Consider the following 17,151-nt stretch of genomic DNA (forward strand, 5'->3'; position numbering starts at 1 on the left):
GCCGCATGGCTGCCTTTTTTACATCCTGATCGGTGCGTATGAAAAGCCGAACAGGGTCCGGCAGCTATATCAGAACTGATACGTGGCGGTGATGCTCACGTTACGCGGTTCGCCGTACACGATAGACCCTTCGATGTTGGTGTCGTAGGTTTTATCAAACAGATTGTTCACGTTACCCTGCAACGAAAAGTTTTTGGTCACCTGGTAGCGGGTGAAAAGATCCACCAGCGCGTAGCTGCCCTGTTCCGCGCGGAAAGTGCCGTATGGCGTGACGGTATCGCTGTAGACGCGGTTCTGCCAGTTAACGCCGCCGCCAACGGTCAGTTCTGGCATCGCCGGCAGGCGATAACGGGTGAACAGTTTGACCGACGTGCGCGGCAGATATGGATTCACCGCATTGCCTTCGTTATCGTCAGCGAGGTAGCGCGTTGCGCCAAAGGTCATCTGCCAGTTATCGGTGATCGCGCCGTTGATCTCAAATTCGACCCCTTTGCTGACGGTGCCGTTCGCGGCTTTATACGCGGTCTCTCCGTTGCTCCCGGCGATAGGTGAACCGGTGGACTGAGCAAGGTTGTCCTGCTCGATGCGGAACAGAGACAGGGTGGTGGTCAGACGGCTATTCATCCAGTCAGATTTCAGGCCCACCTCATAGTTATTTCCGGTGATGGGGGAAAGGTATTTACCCGAGCTGTCGCGCTTGTTCTGCGGCTGGAAGATCGATGTATAGCTGGCATAGGTGGACCAGTTATCGTTGATGTCATAAACCAGACCGGCATACGGCGTGGTATGGTTTTTCTCCATGCTGTAGGTCAGGGTGTCGATACGCCAGTTAGTGTAGCGCGCGCCGAGGATCAAATGCAGCGGGTCAGCCAGAGAAACACGGGTCGCGGCATACAACGACTTCATATGCGTGGTGTCATCCTGGGCCAGCGACTGCGGCGTCCATTGAGTTTGTGGGAAATGGCCGTCGAAGTCAGCGAAATTGCCAATTTCGTCCGGGAAAACATTCGCCCACGAGCTGAAATAGCGGTTATTTTGCTTACTGTAGCTACCACCGAACATCAGGTTATGCTGACGACCAAACAGGTCGTAGCCGCCGTCGGCAAACAGATCCACCGCGTCGACCTTACGCTTACCGCTGTTCCAGCCGGTACCGCCTACGTAGTCAAAACCGGGGCCATAGCTGGCGTAAGGGCCAACCAGCGTACCGTCGGCTTTATTGACTAACGCATCGATATACATTGTCTTACTGTCGAATTTCACTTCAGAGTGAGTGGCATTCATTGTTGCCTGCCAGGTATCGGCAAAGCGCTGCTTGAGTGTGACGAAAACCTTGTTGATCTCTTTATCGTTGTAAGCCCAGTCCGGCGCTGTGCTACGGGCGCGATCATAGCTGTTTTTGCTGCCGTCGGTGTTCCAGCGCGGCAGGCCGCCCCATGTCGGGCTGTTCACATCGATTTTTTGATATTCATAACCTGCCGCCAGGCTGGTGCTCTCGCCCAAATCCGCGTCGAGAATACCGGAGAAGAAGGTTTTTTCGCTATTGTAGCGATCCAGCCATGAGTCATTATTTTGATAACCGGCCACGACGCGCGCGCGAACATTTCCGTCATCCGTAAGCGGACTTTGCAGATCCATCACGTAACGCTGTTTATTCCAGCTGCCGTATTCCGCAGAAACATCTCCCGTAAACTCCCGACGGGTGGCATGCTTGCGGATCATATTGATGGAGGCCGACGGGTTGCCGGTTCCTGTCATCAGACCGTTGGCGCCGCGTACCACTTCCACGCGTTCAAAAAGCGCGGTGTCGGACAACGCGTCACCGAGATTCCAGCGCGATTCAAAGTACGTAGGAATACCGTCGACCATATAATTGTCGATCTCAAACCCGCGCGAATAATAGCTGCTGCGGTCTGAATCCGCCTGGCTTCGGCTAATTCCCAGCGTGTTATCCATCACGTCACCGAGAGTGTGCAGTTGTTGGTCTTCCATACGCTGCTGGCTGACGATGCTTACCGATTGCGGAATATCGCGCTGCGTCATTGCCATTTTCGTGGCGGCGTTGGTGGTTTTTACGCTGTAATCGTGTTCATCGCTGGCATCAGAAATGTCCGGGACGGAACCGTCCACAATGACGGTATCTTCGGTAACGGAAGCTGCGAAACTTGCGGAGGGCATCATTGCCACTGCGATACAGGCTGCCAGCAACGATGGGGTTGCGGCAGGTTGGCGCTGTTCGTCCCTGCGGTGTGTGATGAAAGACATGAGAAAACCCTTAATAGTGAAGATAGTGATTCAGGCTGCGCGGGGCGGCGATGAACCCTTTTTTATTGTCTGGCTTATCATTGCGCATGAAAATGCAAATGAGAAATATACGCATTCATATTCACTGTGTAAACAGAGGTTACAGGCTTTCTGAAATCTTGTTTCAGAACTTTTAGACGTCGCGGGGAGGGGAAAGCAGAGAACCTGTACGGCGATGCGCGTTTTTTGCTTAAGAAATCGTGGCTTAAGGTTGAAAGAGCGGCTTTAAGTCGATCATACTCTATACTGGCAGTGTGGCTCAGCGTAGCATGGCATCACGCATGGCAATTTTAAGAAAAGGAAAACGTCGTGGCAGAAGAAACTATATTCAGCAAAATTATTCGTCGTGAAATCCCGTCAGACATTGTTTACCAGGATGAACTGGTTACCGCATTCCGGGATATCTCACCGCAGGCGCCCACCCACATCCTGATTATCCCCAATATTCTGATCCCGACGGTCAATGATGTCACTGCCGAGCATGAACAGGCGCTGGGACGGATGATCACCGTAGCGGCGAAAATTGCTGCGCAGGAAGGCATCGCAGAAGATGGCTATCGCTTGATTATGAATACTAACCGTCACGGCGGCCAGGAGGTGTATCACATCCACATGCACCTGCTGGGGGGCCGCGCGCTGGGGCCTATGCTTGCGCATAAAGGGCTGTAATGATGAAAAAAGGATGCCTTGCGCTTTCGCTGGGACTGCTGCTGCTGGCGGGGTGTCGTTCGCATCCTGAAATACCGGTCAGCGACGAGCAGTCTCTGGTGATGGAATCAACGCTGCTGGCTGCGGGGATCACGGCGCAGCCGCCGTCGTTGAGGACCTCTGATCTTCAGCCTTCCGCGTCCTCAGTGCTGTACAACGAAAGGCAAGAGCCCGTTACCGTTCATTATCGTTTTTACTGGTATGACGCCAGAGGATTAGAAATGCATCCTCTGGAAGCGCCACGCAGCGTGACAGTTCCGGCGCGTTCGTCGGTCACGCTCTATGGCAGCGCCAATTATCTGGGGGCGCACAAAGTCAGACTTTATCTTTTTTTGTAAGGGGTGAATCTTGAAGAGTAAATTGAGTCGCTATGCACTGTTAGTCGGGCTGGCGATAGTGCTTTCCGGCTGTGTGGCGCAGCGTGAGCCTGCGCCAGTGGAAGAAGTCAAACCGGTGCCGGAGCAGCCCGCGCAGCCTCAGCAGCCTGCGCCTGTCGTACCTTCTGTGCCGGAAATACCGGGTCAGCCTGGTCCAATTGAGCATAAAGATCAGACGGCGGCGCCTGCGCCCCGCGTTCGTCACTACGACTGGAATGGCGCCATGCAGCCGATGGTGGCTAAAATGCTGCAGGCCGATGGCGTAACCTCGGGCAGCGTGCTGCTGGTGGACAGCGTCAACAACCGGACAAACGGGTCGTTGAACGCGAGCGACGCCACGGAAACCCTGCGCAACGCGCTGGCTAACAACGGCAAATTTACGCTGGTCTCCGCCCAGCAGTTGTCGATGGCGAAACAGCAGTTAGGCCTTTCTCCGCAGGACAGCCTGGGAACGCGTAGTAAAGCCATTGGTATTGCCCGCAACGTTGGCGCGCACTATGTGCTGTATTCCAGCGCCGCCGGCAACGTCAATGCGCCATCGCTGCAAATGCAATTAATGCTGGTACAAACTGGCGAGATAATCTGGTCAGGTAAAGGTGCCGTTCAGCAACAATAACGCGCTGTCGCGCGACGAGGTCTTGTCGCGCTTCTTTCCGCATTATCGCCCCGTTGCTGACGGTCAGACCGGTCTCAGCGGCGGGAGCGTTATCCTGGCCAGCGCCGAAACGCGTCTGGTGCTTCGCCGCCATCACGATCCCGATGCGCGCGGATACCCATTTTTGCGCCAGTACCGTGCGCTTAATCGCCTACCTGAACGTCTTGCGCCGAAGCCGCGTCTGTATATTCCCGGCTGGATGGCGGTGGACTATCTGCGCGGCGAGGTAAGATCGCAATTGCCGGATACCGACGATCTCGCGGGCTTGCTGTATTATCTGCATCAGCAGCCGCGCTTCGGTTGGCGTATTCACCTTCTGCCGCTGCTTGAACAGTACTGGCGAGGCAGCGATCCGTCACGCAGAACGCCGCGCTGGCTGAGGCGGTTAAAACGTTTGCGTCAGCAAGGGGAGCCACAACCGCTGCGTCTGGCGCCACTGCACATGGATGTCCACGCCGGAAACATCGTACACACTGAGTCGGGGCTGAAGTTAATCGACTGGGAGTACGCCGGGGACGGCGATATCGCGCTTGAGCTGGCGGCGGTGTGGGTGGACGATGTGGCCCGGCGCCGGCAACTGGTGAACGACTATGCGGTGCGCGGCAATATGTCGCCGGAAAGCCTGTGGCAGCAGGTCCGACGCTGGGATCCGTGGGTACAGATGCTGAAGGCTGGATGGTATGAATACCGCTGGCGACAGACCGGCGAACAACACTTTATCGGGCTGGCCGACGCAACCTGGCGGCAGCTTTTAACGAAGGATTAAGGAGAGCAGTGTGGGTCCAGTTATGTTGGATGTCGAAGGGTTTGAACTGGATGCGGAAGAACGGGAAATTTTGGCCCATCCGCTGGTCGGTGGTTTGATCCTCTTCACGCGTAATTATCACGATCCGGCGCAGCTGCGCGAACTGGTGCGCCAGATCCGCGCGGCGTCGCGCAATCATCTGGTGGTGGCGGTGGACCAGGAAGGCGGCCGCGTACAGCGCTTTCGCGAAGGCTTTACCCGACTGCCTGCCGCTCAGTCTTTTGCCGCGCTACACGGGATGGAAGAGGGCGGCAAACTGGCGGAAGACGCAGGCTGGCTGATGGCCAGCGAAATGATAGCAATGGATATCGACATCAGTTTTGCGCCGGTACTTGATGTCGGGCATATCAGCGCCGCGATTGGCGAGCGATCCTATCATGCCGATCCGGCAAAAGCGCTGGCGATGGCGACGCGCTTTATCGACGGGATGCATGCCGCGGGCATGAAAACCACCGGTAAACATTTTCCGGGTCACGGCGCGGTGACCGCCGATTCGCATAAAGAGACGCCGACCGATCCGCGCCCGGAAGCGGAAATTCGCGCTAAAGATATGTCCGTGTTCCGTTCGCTGATTACCGACAACAAACTTGATGCGATTATGCCTGCGCATGTGATTTACAGCGAGGTTGATCCGCGTCCGGCAAGCGGCTCGTCGCACTGGCTGAAAACGGTCCTGCGTCAGGAGCTGGGTTTTGACGGGGTGATTTTCTCCGACGATCTCTCGATGGAAGGGGCGGCGATCATGGGCAGCTATGCCGAGCGCGGCCAGGCGTCGCTGGATGCAGGTTGCGATATGATCCTGGTCTGCAATAATCGTAAAGGTGCGGTCAGCGTGCTGGATAATCTGTCGCCGATCAAAGCAGAACGTGTTACACGTTTGTATCATAAAGGTTCATTTTCTCGTCAGGAACTGATGGACTCGGCACGCTGGAAACAGGTCAGCGCGCAGCTCAACCAGTTACACGAACGCTGGCAGGAAGAAAAAGCAGGTCATTAACGCAAGTTTGGTGAGGGTGCGATGATTATCTATTTACACGGTTTTGACTCTAACAGCCCGGGTAACCACGAAAAAGTGTTGCAGTTGCAGTTTATCGACCCGGACGTCAGGCTGATCAGCTACAGCACGCGGCATCCGAAACATGACATGCAACATCTGCTGAAGGAAGTGGACAAAATGTTGCAGCTTAACGTTGACGATCGTCCGCTGATTTGCGGTGTGGGTCTGGGAGGCTACTGGGCCGAGCGCATCGGCTTTCTGTGCGACATCCGTCAGGTGGTGTTTAATCCGAACCTGTTCCCGTATGAGAACATGGAAGGCAAAATCGACCGCCCGGAAGAATACGCCGATATCGCCACCAAATGCGTGACGAACTTCCGTGAAAAGAACCGCGACCGCTGCCTGGTGATTCTTTCCCGTCATGACGAAGCGCTTGACAGTCAGCGCTCTTCTGAAGAACTGCACCATTTTTACGAAATTGTATGGGATGAAGAACAGACGCATAAGTTCAAGAATATTTCACCCCATCTGCAGCGAATCAAAGCGTTCAAAACGCTGGGTTGACCGTCAACCACTGCGTATGCGCGTCCTGACCGCCAGCCTTCGGGCTGGTTTTTTTTTGGCGAAATGGCAGAAGGTGTCTATCTTTTCAGCATCAAAACTTGATGCACATCAATTTTGGTATGACCAATGCACCGCATGTGTTATTCTCACTCTCGAAGAACATTTTCATTGTCGTAACCTGTTGTTAATTAAAGGCTATGTTAATAACTTTTAATTAACAATTGGTTAATCATTTAAGGGGGTCGCGTTGACTACACCATTGAAAAAGATCGTGATTGTCGGCGGGGGTGCTGGCGGGCTGGAAATGGCTACGCAACTGGGGCACAAACTGGGCCGCAAGAAAAAAGCGAAGATTACGCTGGTTGACAGAAATCATAGCCATCTGTGGAAACCCCTGCTGCACGAAGTGGCGACGGGGTCTCTTGATGAAGGCGTGGATGCGCTGAGCTACCTGGCGCACGCGCGGAATCACGGCTTCCAGTTCCAGTTGGGGTCGGTAATGGATATCGATCGCGAGGCCAAAACAATTACCATTGCCGAACTGCGCGACGAGAAAGGCGAACTGTTGGTGCCGGAGCGCAAAATCGCATACGACACGCTGGTGATGGCGCTGGGCAGTACTTCTAACGATTTCAACACGCCGGGGGTGAAAGAGCATTGCATCTTCCTCGATAACCCGCATCAGGCGCGCCGTTTCCATCAGGAAATGCTCAACCTGTTCCTGAAATACTCCGCGAACCTGGGCGCGAACGGCAAGGTGAATATCGCCATTGTCGGCGGTGGGGCAACCGGCGTTGAGCTTTCGGCTGAACTGCATAACGCAGTGAAACAATTGCACAGCTATGGCTACAAAGGGCTGACCAACGAAGCGCTGAACGTCACGCTGGTGGAAGCGGGCGAGCGCATCCTGCCTGCGCTGCCGCCACGCATTTCTGGCGCGGCGCATAATGAACTGAGCAAACTGGGCGTCCGCGTACTGACCCAGACAATGGTGACCAGCGCCGACGCGGGCGGTTTACACACGAAAGACGGCGAATACATTGAAGCCGACCTGATGGTCTGGGCGGCAGGGATTAAAGCGCCGGACTTCATGAAGGAGATCGGCGGGCTCGAAACCAACCGTATTAATCAACTGGTGGTGGAGCCCACGCTGCAAACCACCCGCGATCCTGACGTGTATGCGATTGGCGACTGTGCTTCCTGCGCGCGTCCGGAAGGCGGATTTGTTCCACCGCGCGCCCAGGCTGCGCATCAGATGGCGACCTGCGCGATGAATAACATTCTGGCGCAAATGAACGGTAAACCGCTGAAGGCTTACCAGTATAAAGACCATGGCTCGCTGGTTTCGTTGTCTAACTTTTCTACCGTTGGCAGTCTGATGGGGAACCTGACCAAAGGTTCGATGATGATCGAGGGGCGCATTGCCCGCTTCGTGTACATCTCTTTGTACCGGATGCACCAGATTGCATTGCACGGTTACTTCAAAACCGGGTTGATGATGCTGGTGGGCAGTATTAACCGCGTTATCCGTCCGCGTCTGAAGCTGCATTAATTACCTTCCTCCCAGCGTCGCCAATGGCGGCGCTGGGCGTCTGCGCCGTTCTGCACACTGAATATTCCTGTCGCTCTCCTCAGAGTTCTCTGAATCATGCTGTTTTAAGGTCAACCCACGATATTTTCATCCGCAATCTGATGTGCTTCTGCTTGCTTTAGTTGCAATATTGTTACCAATAGCAAAGAAGGAGGATTTCCCGTGAATAAATCAATGTTGGCGGGTATAGGGATTGGCGTAGCTGCTGCGCTGGGCGTGGCGGCGGTGGCCAGTCTGAACGTCTTTGATCGCGGCCCGCAGTATGCGCAAGTGGTTTCTGCAACACCTATCAAAGAAACCATTAAGACCCCACGTCAGGAGTGCCGTAACGTCACGGTGACCCACCGCAGACCTGTCCAGGATGAAAACCGCATCGCCGGTTCTGTTCTTGGCGCAGTGGCTGGCGGAGTGATTGGTCATCAGTTTGGCGGGGGCCGTGGTAAAGATGTCGCCACTGTTGTCGGGGCGCTGGGCGGTGGTTACGCGGGTAACCAGATCCAGGGATCAATGCAGGAAAACGACACCTACACCTCTACGCAGCAGCGTTGCAAAACCGTCTATGACAAATCGGAAAAAATGCTCGGCTACGACGTGACCTACAAGATCGGCGATCAGCAGGGCAAAATCCGGATGGATAAAGATCCGGGTACACAAATTCCGCTGGATAACAACGGCCAGTTGATTCTGAATAACAAAGCATAAAAAAGCTGTACTCTGCTGATTAGCCCCTCATTCGCTCAGGCTGAGGGGCTTTTTTTATCAGAAAGTTAACGCGTAGTTCAGGCCAAAGGTCCGCCCGCGGCCCTTGTATTCATACTGCGATGGGCTGCCGTAGGTTGGGCTGTACAGCAGCGGCGCGCGCTGTCCCCAGAGGGTGGTGTAGTCTTCGTCCAGCAGGTTTTCGATGCTGAAGGTCAGTTTACCCAGCGGGAGCTGATAACTGCTGATAACGTCAACGGTATTGTATCCATCCAGTTTATTACCGCTGGCATCCGTCAGATCGAAAGACTGTTGGGTTTGCACCCGCAATGACCACGGCTCTGGCGCCCAACCCACCCAGGCGGTGGCTTTTGACGGCGAGGCCAGCGTCACATCCCATTTTTCCCATTTCCCGTTTTGCTTCACTTCAGACTTCAGTACGTTGAAGTTTGCGCCGAGGCTCCAGTCGCTGTCAGGAATGAAATAGTCCACAGCGCCTTCCACGCCGTAAATCCGGCGGTCGTCAGGTTCCACGCGAATGGTCATATCGCTGCGGTTAATCACAATGGATTTGTCGGAGGTAGAGTAATAGGCCGCCAGTTGCGTGCGCAGACTCTCGCCGGTATAGCGCCATCCCAGTTCATAGGAGTTGACTTTGATCCCTTTCAGACGCGAGTCAGCGACGTTTACGCTGCGCTGAAGCTGGTAATGATCGCCTATCAACTGATAGGTGCCGTTACCATAGTATTTCCCCGGATCCGGCAATTCGACGCCCTGGGAAAAGTTGAACCACGCCTGCTGGCGTTCGGTCAGATGCGCAAGCAGCCCGGCGTTGAACAGGACGTTATCGTAATCGGTTTTGCCGCCCGGTATCGCATCGGCAGAACTCGCCAGCCCATTGGCGATCCCCTGCTGCTGCGCGTAGCCGATGAAATCATCAACCCGGTTTTCAGTCCATTGATAGCGGATGCCGCCGCTCAGGGTGAAAATATCGTTGATGTCATAACTGCTTTGCAGGAACGGCGCGAAATTAGTGATGCTGTAGCCGGGGTAACGTCCGGTGGTATAGGCCGTACGGTTGTCCATGCCGCCGGAGGGAAGCGACCATGCGAGGTCGAAAAATTTCTGATTAGCGTCGAAGGTCTCGTGATCCGCATCGATACCCCAGGTCAGTTCCCAGTTATCCATCAACTGACTGTTGAGGGTAATTTTGGCGCCGTACTGATCGGTGTCCTGCTGCGAGGCAGAAAAGCTGGTGACCTGACCCCTGGTCAGCGACGGGAAGGGATAAAATTTCAGCGATTCATCACGGTAATAAATTTGGCTGACCAGATTTTGACCGAAGAAGTCGGCGTCTGAATATTGCAGGCTAATCAGATGACGCTCTGTTCCGGGGATGCGATCGGCGCTGAGTCCGCTACGGGTGCTGGCTTTACCGTCACCAGTGACGGCAGACATATTTTCGCCCAGATACAGGCCGTAGTCGTCATCGCCCTGGCTTTTATAATATTGGGTCACCAGCTGTAGCTGACGGTTGTCGTCAATCTCAATAGTGCCCGTACCCATCACATCCAGACGATCGGAGTGCTGCAAGCCGGTTTGCGTATTGTCGAGCATTAGCGCATCGCCGTTGCCATCGTACCAGCCGCCGAAGCGCTGCCAGGCGACAGAGAGACGGCCAGAGGCGCGATCCGTCCCCCCGCTGACCGCGGCGGCAACGCGCTCGTCACGATCGTTACTGTTATTGAAGCCCGATTTAGCACCCAGTTCTAGTTCCACTTCGCGTTCCGGCTGGCCTTTTTTGGTCACGATGTTGATCAGGCCGCCAGTACTGCCGCCGCCATAGAGCGACGTCGCGCCGGAAATCACTTCAATGTGGGCAATGTTGAACGGATCGATGGCGTCCAGCTGTCGGCTGTCGGTACGCGAAGAGTTAAGGCGTACGCCATCAATCAGCACGACCAGCGCGCGCCCGCGCATATTCATACCATAGTTGGTTCGTCCCTGGCTGCTGACATCAATACCGGGGATCAACTGCGCCAGCACATCTTTAAACTCTTTGCCGCCCTGAACCTGTTGTTCAATTTCCTGACCCTCGATCACCCAGGTGGTCTGTGCCATTTCCGCCACCGTTTTTTGACTCCGGTTAGCGCTGACGATGAGGTTTTCTTCTTCTGTTTGCGTCGCTGCCGTTGCAGGCAGGGTTAACGCAAGCAGGACTGGGTTGAGCACCCAAAGACGCTTATTCATTCGCATTCCCTTCTGAAAATATCTGTAAAAGTGGTGTTCTTCTTGCCGGGCAGGCTCCGGCTGTTACATTGTGAAACAGATAGAAAATCAAATGCGAATATTGCTGATAATGGTTTCTATTATCAAATAATATTTTAAGAAATTTGAGTCTAACCCAGTGAAAACATTACTGTTTGTAGGGGAAAGGTGAGAGAAGGACCGGGAAACGGATTCCCCGGTCAGCAGGATCAATCAGGCTTTTAACAGCTCGGGCCACAGGCGAAGAGTGGTACGGGTGATCTGCATCAGTGTGTCAAACGACGCGCCTTCGCGGGCGCTGATCGACATCCCCTGTAAGATGCAGTTCAGGTATTCGGCAAGGTGCTGTACGTTGCACTGCGCCGGGATCTCTGCGCGCATCTGGCGCTGTTGCAGGAAACGGGTCAACGTTTGCTCCTGCATGGCGTGGCGTGATTTCACCGTATGCGCAATATCCCGTGACGCGGCAGCGAGCGTCGGCGAAGTGTTGATCATAAAACAACCCGCCGGGGTGTCTTTACTGGTAAAACAGGTAGCCACGGCGGTGAAGTAATCTTCCAGCGCGGCCTCCACGCTTTTTTCTTCGCAAAATAGCTGCGCTTCATGCTTTGCGGCGAAACGGGCGATGTACCTGTCGAGCACCGCGCGAAATAGACCTTCTTTATTGGTGAATTCTGCGTAAAGCGTGGGGGCTTTCGCCCCTGTCGCTTCAACAAGATCAGAGAGCGACGTCGCCTCATAACCGTGCTGCCAGAAGAGTGTCATGGCCTTATCAAGCGCGGCTTCCCTGTCGAACACTTTTGGTCGGCCACGGCTTTTTTTTACACAACCTGTCGAGTCAGTTGTCATGATGCCGGTGTACCTGTCTGGGTTTAATGAATAACCATTATAAAAATAAAACCGTCCAGTCTCCAGCGCATTCCTGTGAAAAATAATTACGTTGCATTGTCATGAAAGATAAGTGCTTTTTAATTTATATAACGACCGTTATAAAAAAGAGTTGACGTGTGACCTGGATCACATCTATCATTTATCTATCGATCGTTAAGTAAATACTTACGACCCCGTTCATCTGCAAAAGGTTACTATTATGAAAAACGTCAAAGCCCTCATCGCTGCTGCTGTACTCAGCTCTCTTTCATTCGCCAGCTTCGCTGCCGTTGAAGTGCAATCTACGCCTGACGGCCAGCAAAAAGTTGGGACCATCTCTGCCAGCGCAGGTACTAACCTGGGTTCTCTGGAAGAACAACTGGCGCAAAAAGCAGATGAAATGGGGGCGAAATCTTTCCGCATTACCTCGGTTACTGGCCCGAACACGCTGCACGGTACCGCGGTAATTTATAAATAAGCATTAACCCCTCATTAATGCCTGACTAAGATTTGCCACTGCACAAAAAAGCCCCGCTGAACCACAGTTCAGCGGGGCTTTTTCGTTCAGGCTTACAGGGATTGCTGTTTAACGTCGTGATGTCGAGTGACGTCGACCGGCATGCCGGAGCGGACATCCATTACATGCTGCATCAGTGGCGCATCGGTTTGCGCGGCATCTTTAAATGCCTGCAATGTGCTGTTCAGGACGATAGGCAAAACCTGCGGGTCATCATCAATATTTTTTGACAGCGGCTGATGTACCTCAACCAGACGTACGCCGCCTGGCTCGACTGAGGCTTTGATCGGCGTATTAATAATGTTGACTTTGGTTCCCGGGGTAACCTGCTTAAACAGCGTTTCAATATCGCCATCACGCAGGCGAATGCAGCCGGAACTGACCCGCATTCCGATGCCGAAATCGGCGTTGGTGCCGTGCAGCAGATACACGCCGCCGTAGGCGGCTAAACGAATCGCGTGGTGACCCATCGGGTTATCCGGCCCGGCAGGGACAACCGCAGGCAAATCGATCCCCTGTGCTTTATAGCGGGCGCGAATATTGGCCGTCGGCGTCCAGGTCGGATTCGCACGCTTGTCGGAAACGGTGGTTACCATGGTGGGTGTAAGCGTATCGCCCCCCAGTTGACCAATGCCGATAGGGTAAACCGTGACCACGTTTTTACCCGGTGGATAATAATAAAGGCGCAGTTCAGCAAGGTTAATGACGATACCTTCGCGCGGCGCATCCGGCAGGAGGGTTTGCAGCGGAATGGTCAAGACGCTGCCAGCGCGCGGCACGTAGGGATCAACGCCGGGATTTGCCTGTAACAGCGCCAGGAATCCAACGTTGTATTTCTTCGCAATGGCCTCCAGGGAACCGCCGTTGTTTTCGACAACGTGATATTTATTTTCGCCCACCAGTTTGCTGCCGGGCGGCGGAAGTGGCCAGGTATTCGCCTGCGCAGGTAGCGCAAGCGCCATGCCGGCGGCAAAGGTGACAAACGCCAGCCAGCGGGAAAGTCGCAGAGTTTTCATTATCATCATAAATCAAAGGGTTATTGGAATAAAAGACGCCAACGATCATTATGGCGGGTTGGCATGTCCTGAAATGCAAGGGAAGTGCAAAGAGTTGTAAAGATCTGCGAGGCGGGGGAGATCATGCCGGACGGCGGTTTCGCCTTATCCGGCATCGGGTTATTACGCGACCGCGTTTTCTTCCAGTTGCGCCATAAACTGACGCACCCAGTCCATACGCGTTTTCCGCTCCGTCAGATCCTGCATAAACTTCAGGCGGGTCGGACCGTCGAGGCGGAAGTGCTGAGGCTGCTTTTGCAGCAGACCGATAAGCCAGCCCGGGTTCACGTGATTTTTCTCGGCGAATTCAATGGTGCCGCCTTTCTCGTTACCTTCGAGTTTACGGATCCCCAACTTTTGCGCCTGCTGACGCAAACGGGCGATATCCAGCAGATTACGCGCGGGATCCGGCAGAAGACCAAAGCGGTCGATAAGCTCCACTTTGATCTCTTCCAGCTCGTTTTCGCTTTTGGCGCTGGCGATTCGCTTGTAGAACGACAGGCGCGTATTGACGTCGGGGATATAATCATCCGGTAGCAGCGACGGCATTCGCAGTTCGACTTCTGTCTGCTGGCTGGTGAGATCTTCCAGCGACGGTTCCCGTCCGGCTTTTAGCGCATCGACGGCGTTTTCCAGCAGTTCCATATACAGCGAGAAGCCAATGGTTTCCATCTGCCCGCTCTGGTCTTCGCCAAGCAGTTCGCCCGCGCCGCGAATTTCCAGATCGTGTGTCGCCAGCGCAAAGCCCGCGCCCAAATCTTCCAGTGACGCAATCGCCTCCAGACGCTTTTGCGCGTCGGTGGTCATCGCTTTCGGATGCGGCGTCAACAGCCAGGCGTACGCCTGATGATGCGATCGGCCCACGCGTCCGCGCAACTGATGCAACTGCGCCAGTCCAAAGTGATCCGCGCGTTCGATGATAATGGTGTTGGCGGTCGGGATGTCGATCCCGGTCTCGATAATCGTGGTACACACCAGCACGTTAAAGCGCTGATGGTGGAAGTCGTTCATTACCCGTTCCAGTTCGCGCTCGCGCATCTGCCCATGACCAATCGCGATGCGCGCTTCCGGCACCAGTTCCGCCAGACGGTCGGCGGCTTTCTGGATGTTTTCGACGTCGTTATACAGGTAATAGACCTGGCCGCCGCGCAGGATTTCACGCAGGATCGCCTCGCGCACGACCAGGTTATCGTATTCACGGACGAAGGTTTTCACCGCCAGCCGTCGCGCCGGTGGGGTGGCAATGATCGACAGATCGCGCATCCCGCTCATCGCCATATTGAGCGTGCGCGGGATGGGCGTGGCGGTCAGGGTCAGAATATCGACGTCGGCGCGCATCGCTTTGATACGCTCTTTATGACGCACGCCGAAACGGTGCTCTTCGTCGACAATCAATAAGCCCAGATCTTTCAGTTTGACATCGCTTTGTAACAGCTTGTGCGTGCCGATCAGGATATCGATTTTCCCTTCAGCCGCCTGTTCGAGGATCTGCGCCTGTTCTTTGGCGCTACGGAAGCGGGACAGCATTTCGATACGCACCGGCCAGTTGGCAAAGCGGTCGCGGAAGTTGTCGAAGTGCTGCTGGGCGAGCAGGGTGGTCGGCACCAGAACGGCCACCTGCTTATGGTTTTCAACGGCGAGAAACGCCGCGCGCATTGCCACTTCGGTTTTGCCGAAGCCCACGTCGCCGCAGACCAGACGGTCCATCGCCAGCGGCTGACACATGTCGCTGAGTACAGCGTTAATGGCCTGGGCCTGGTCGGGCGTGGTCTCGAACGGGAAGCTGTCGCAAAATAGCTGGTACTGCTCGCGGTCGTGCTTAAAGGCAAAGCCTTCTTTCGCCGCACGTTGGGCATAAATATCCAACAGTTCCGCCGCCACGTCGCGGACTTTTTCCGCTGCTTTTTGCCGCGCGCGGGACCAGGCGTCGCCGCCAAGCTTATGCAGCGGCGCGTTTTCCTCGGCTCCGCCTGCATAGCGGCTGATGAGATGCAACGAGGAGACCGGCACATACAGTTTGGCGTCGTTGGCGTAGGTGAGCATCAGATATTCACCCTTGATGCCGCCCGCTTCCAGGGTCGTCATTCCAGCATAACGACCAACGCCGTGTTCCAGATGAACCACCGGCTGACCCGTATGCAGTTCGGCCAGGTTACGGATCAACGTGTCCGGATTAATGGTGCGGCGTGAATCCTGGCGGCGACGCGCCACGCGCTCGCCGAGCAGGTCGCTTTCGCAAATCATCGCCAGGTTGCGCTGGGTATCGACAAACCCGCGTTCCGCGGCGCCGATCATCAGATAGCGCCCGTTACCACTTGCTTCATCAAGACGCAGAATGCGCTTCGGCGCGAGCTTAATTCGCGCGAGCAGTTCGCCGAGCGCCTCGCGGCGGCCTTCGCTCTCCACGGAAAAGACAACCGGACCCGTGAACGACTCGAGGAATTTGCGCAAAGCGTCAAGCGGCGCTTTTTGCTGCGCCTGTACCGCCAGATCGGGCAATTGCTGGAAACCCAGATTGGTATTGGCCGCTTTGTCCGGCAGGTGCTCCGTTTTAAGCTGAATGCGCGGCCAGCGCTTCAGTTCCGAGAACAGCGCGTCAACGCGCAGCCAGAGCGATTCTGGCGGCAGGAGCGGGCGCATCGGGTCAACGCCCCGGTTCTCGAAACGCGCCAGCGTGTCGGCCTGGAAGCGTTCGGCGCTGGCTTCCAGATCGCCGGTATTGACAAGTAAGGTGTTGGCCGGGAAGTAACTGAACAGTGGGGGCAGCGGTTCGCTGAAAAACAGCGGTTGCCAGTATTCAATCCCCGCAGGCAGCGTGCCTTTACTGACCTGCTGATAAATATGTTCAGCGTCGCGTTTCACTTCAAATGTATCGCGCCACTGGCTGCGGAACAGCTCGATGGCGGTTTTATCAGTCGGAAACTCATGCGCTGGCAGCAGGTTGATGGCATCCACTTCTTCCAGCGTGCGCTGGGTATCCGCATCAAACAGGCGAAGGCTGTCAATTTCGTCGTCAAAGAAATCCAGACGGTAGGGTTGTTCGCTACCCATCGGGAAGAGATCCAGCAGCGCGCCGCGCGTCGCGTATTCGCCGTGTTCCATTACCTGATCAACGTGCCGATAGCCTGCGCTGTCGAGCTGCGCGCGCAGGGCGTCGCGCGATAATCGCTGACCTTTTTTCATTACCAGCGCATGGCCGTGCAAATAACTGTGCGGGCAGACGCGCTGCATCAGCGTATTCACCGGCACAATCAACACGCCGCGTTGCATAGAAGGCAACTGATACAGGGTGGAAAGGCGTGATGAGATGATTTCCTGATGCGGCGAGAAGCTGTCGTAAGGAAGCGTTTCCCAGTCCGCGAGGTTCATCACCATCTGGTCGGTAAACTGGCGGATTTCATCATGCAGGCGCAGGGCGTTTTGCATATCCGGGGCGATGAGTACGACGGGGCCGGGATGGCGTTCAGCAATGTCCGCCACCAGCGTGGCGCAGGCAGCCCCGGTCAGTTCGCCCAGCAGGCGCTGATCGCCCGCTTTGACGGGCAGCGTGTAACGTTGTTGTTCAGGCATTCGGTTGTCAGAATCTCTTTTAGGTATACGTCTGATAAGCAATGCTCTTTATTATCCGCGATCGTTTCTCTTTAGCAAATTGAATCGCCCTCGGTATCGTCATGCGTAATATTCTTCATTTGGATGATTCAGGAGAAAGATCAGAACGGTAAGCGCGCCGGGGAAAGAATA

14 protein-coding genes are annotated in these 17,151 nt (G+C 55.1%); 9 read left to right on the top strand and 5 right to left on the bottom strand.

Annotated features, from left to right (window positions below):
* Positions 1 to 69 precede the first annotated feature (69 nt).
* Complete coding sequence (gene fhuE, locus OGY07_RS05695) at positions 70 to 2,265, bottom strand: ferric-rhodotorulic acid/ferric-coprogen receptor FhuE (RefSeq protein WP_181823056.1); 2,196 nt, start codon at positions 2,263 to 2,265, stop codon at positions 70 to 72.
* A 348-nt stretch (positions 2,266 to 2,613) separates the two neighbouring features.
* On the opposite strand from fhuE, the gene hinT reads away from it, so the two are divergent.
* The 8 genes from hinT (at position 2,614) to OGY07_RS05735 (ending at position 8,703) form a co-directional block, all read left to right on the top strand.
* A complete protein-coding gene (hinT, locus tag OGY07_RS05700) occupies positions 2,614 to 2,973 on the top strand; it encodes a purine nucleoside phosphoramidase (protein WP_042283701.1) in 360 nt (119 codons plus the stop codon).
* Between the two features lie 2 nt (positions 2,974 to 2,975).
* Positions 2,976 to 3,350: a YcfL family putative periplasmic lipoprotein gene (locus tag OGY07_RS05705; RefSeq protein ID WP_042283698.1), complete on the top strand. Its 375-nt coding sequence runs from the start codon at positions 2,976 to 2,978 to the stop codon at positions 3,348 to 3,350.
* A 10-nt stretch (positions 3,351 to 3,360) separates the two neighbouring features.
* Positions 3,361 to 4,005, top strand: a complete 645-nt coding sequence (gene lpoB, locus OGY07_RS05710) for a penicillin-binding protein activator LpoB (RefSeq protein WP_286599224.1) — start codon at positions 3,361 to 3,363, stop codon at positions 4,003 to 4,005.
* Entirely contained in the window at positions 3,986 to 4,810 is an 825-nt protein-coding gene (gene thiK, locus OGY07_RS05715) for a thiamine kinase (RefSeq protein ID WP_286599226.1), read from the top strand. The genes lpoB and thiK overlap by 20 nt, the downstream gene beginning before the upstream one ends.
* Positions 4,811 to 4,820: 10 nt before the next feature.
* Positions 4,821 to 5,846 carry a beta-N-acetylhexosaminidase gene (nagZ, locus tag OGY07_RS05720; RefSeq protein ID WP_042283690.1) on the top strand — a complete coding sequence of 342 codons (1,026 nt, stop codon included), beginning with the start codon at positions 4,821 to 4,823 and terminating at the stop codon, positions 5,844 to 5,846.
* A 21-nt stretch (positions 5,847 to 5,867) separates the two neighbouring features.
* Complete coding sequence (ycfP, locus tag OGY07_RS05725; RefSeq protein WP_042283688.1) at positions 5,868 to 6,410, top strand: alpha/beta hydrolase YcfP; 543 nt, start codon at positions 5,868 to 5,870, stop codon at positions 6,408 to 6,410.
* Positions 6,411 to 6,657: 247 nt separating this feature from the next.
* Positions 6,658 to 7,962: an NADH-quinone dehydrogenase gene (gene ndh / locus OGY07_RS05730; protein WP_042283686.1), complete on the top strand. Its 1,305-nt coding sequence runs from the start codon at positions 6,658 to 6,660 to the stop codon at positions 7,960 to 7,962.
* 201 nt (positions 7,963 to 8,163) lie between these two features.
* Positions 8,164 to 8,703, top strand: a complete 540-nt coding sequence (locus tag OGY07_RS05735; RefSeq protein ID WP_060571338.1) for a glycine zipper 2TM domain-containing protein — start codon at positions 8,164 to 8,166, stop codon at positions 8,701 to 8,703.
* Between the two features lie 57 nt (positions 8,704 to 8,760).
* Here OGY07_RS05735 and OGY07_RS05740 read toward each other — a convergent pair whose 3' ends face one another.
* Both OGY07_RS05740 and comR read right to left on the bottom strand, forming a co-directional pair.
* Positions 8,761 to 10,950: a TonB-dependent siderophore receptor gene (locus OGY07_RS05740; RefSeq protein ID WP_286599231.1), complete on the bottom strand. Its 2,190-nt coding sequence runs from the start codon at positions 10,948 to 10,950 to the stop codon at positions 8,761 to 8,763.
* Positions 10,951 to 11,181: 231 nt separating this feature from the next.
* On the bottom strand, positions 11,182 to 11,817 hold the full coding sequence (gene comR / locus OGY07_RS05745; RefSeq protein WP_286599233.1) for a TetR family copper-responsive transcriptional repressor ComR: 636 nt from the start codon (positions 11,815 to 11,817) through the stop codon (positions 11,182 to 11,184).
* 241 nt (positions 11,818 to 12,058) lie between these two features.
* On the opposite strand from comR, the gene bhsA reads away from it, so the two are divergent.
* Positions 12,059 to 12,316: a multiple stress resistance protein BhsA gene (gene bhsA / locus OGY07_RS05750; RefSeq protein WP_042283675.1), complete on the top strand. Its 258-nt coding sequence runs from the start codon at positions 12,059 to 12,061 to the stop codon at positions 12,314 to 12,316.
* 92 nt (positions 12,317 to 12,408) lie between these two features.
* Here bhsA and ldtC read toward each other — a convergent pair whose 3' ends face one another.
* Together ldtC and mfd are read right to left on the bottom strand one after the other, a co-directional pair.
* Positions 12,409 to 13,374, bottom strand: coding sequence for a L,D-transpeptidase LdtC (ldtC, locus tag OGY07_RS05755; protein ID WP_072197186.1), 966 nt, complete (start codon positions 13,372 to 13,374; stop codon positions 12,409 to 12,411).
* A 159-nt stretch (positions 13,375 to 13,533) separates the two neighbouring features.
* Positions 13,534 to 16,980 (bottom strand): transcription-repair coupling factor, encoded by a 3,447-nt coding sequence (mfd, locus tag OGY07_RS05760; RefSeq protein ID WP_042283673.1) that lies wholly within the window; start codon positions 16,978 to 16,980, stop codon positions 13,534 to 13,536.
* Positions 16,981 to 17,151: the final 171 nt, after the last annotated feature.

Source organism: Citrobacter sp. Cs237, from assembly GCF_030332325.1.
Lineage (GTDB): Bacteria > Pseudomonadota > Gammaproteobacteria > Enterobacterales > Enterobacteriaceae > Citrobacter_A > Citrobacter_A sedlakii.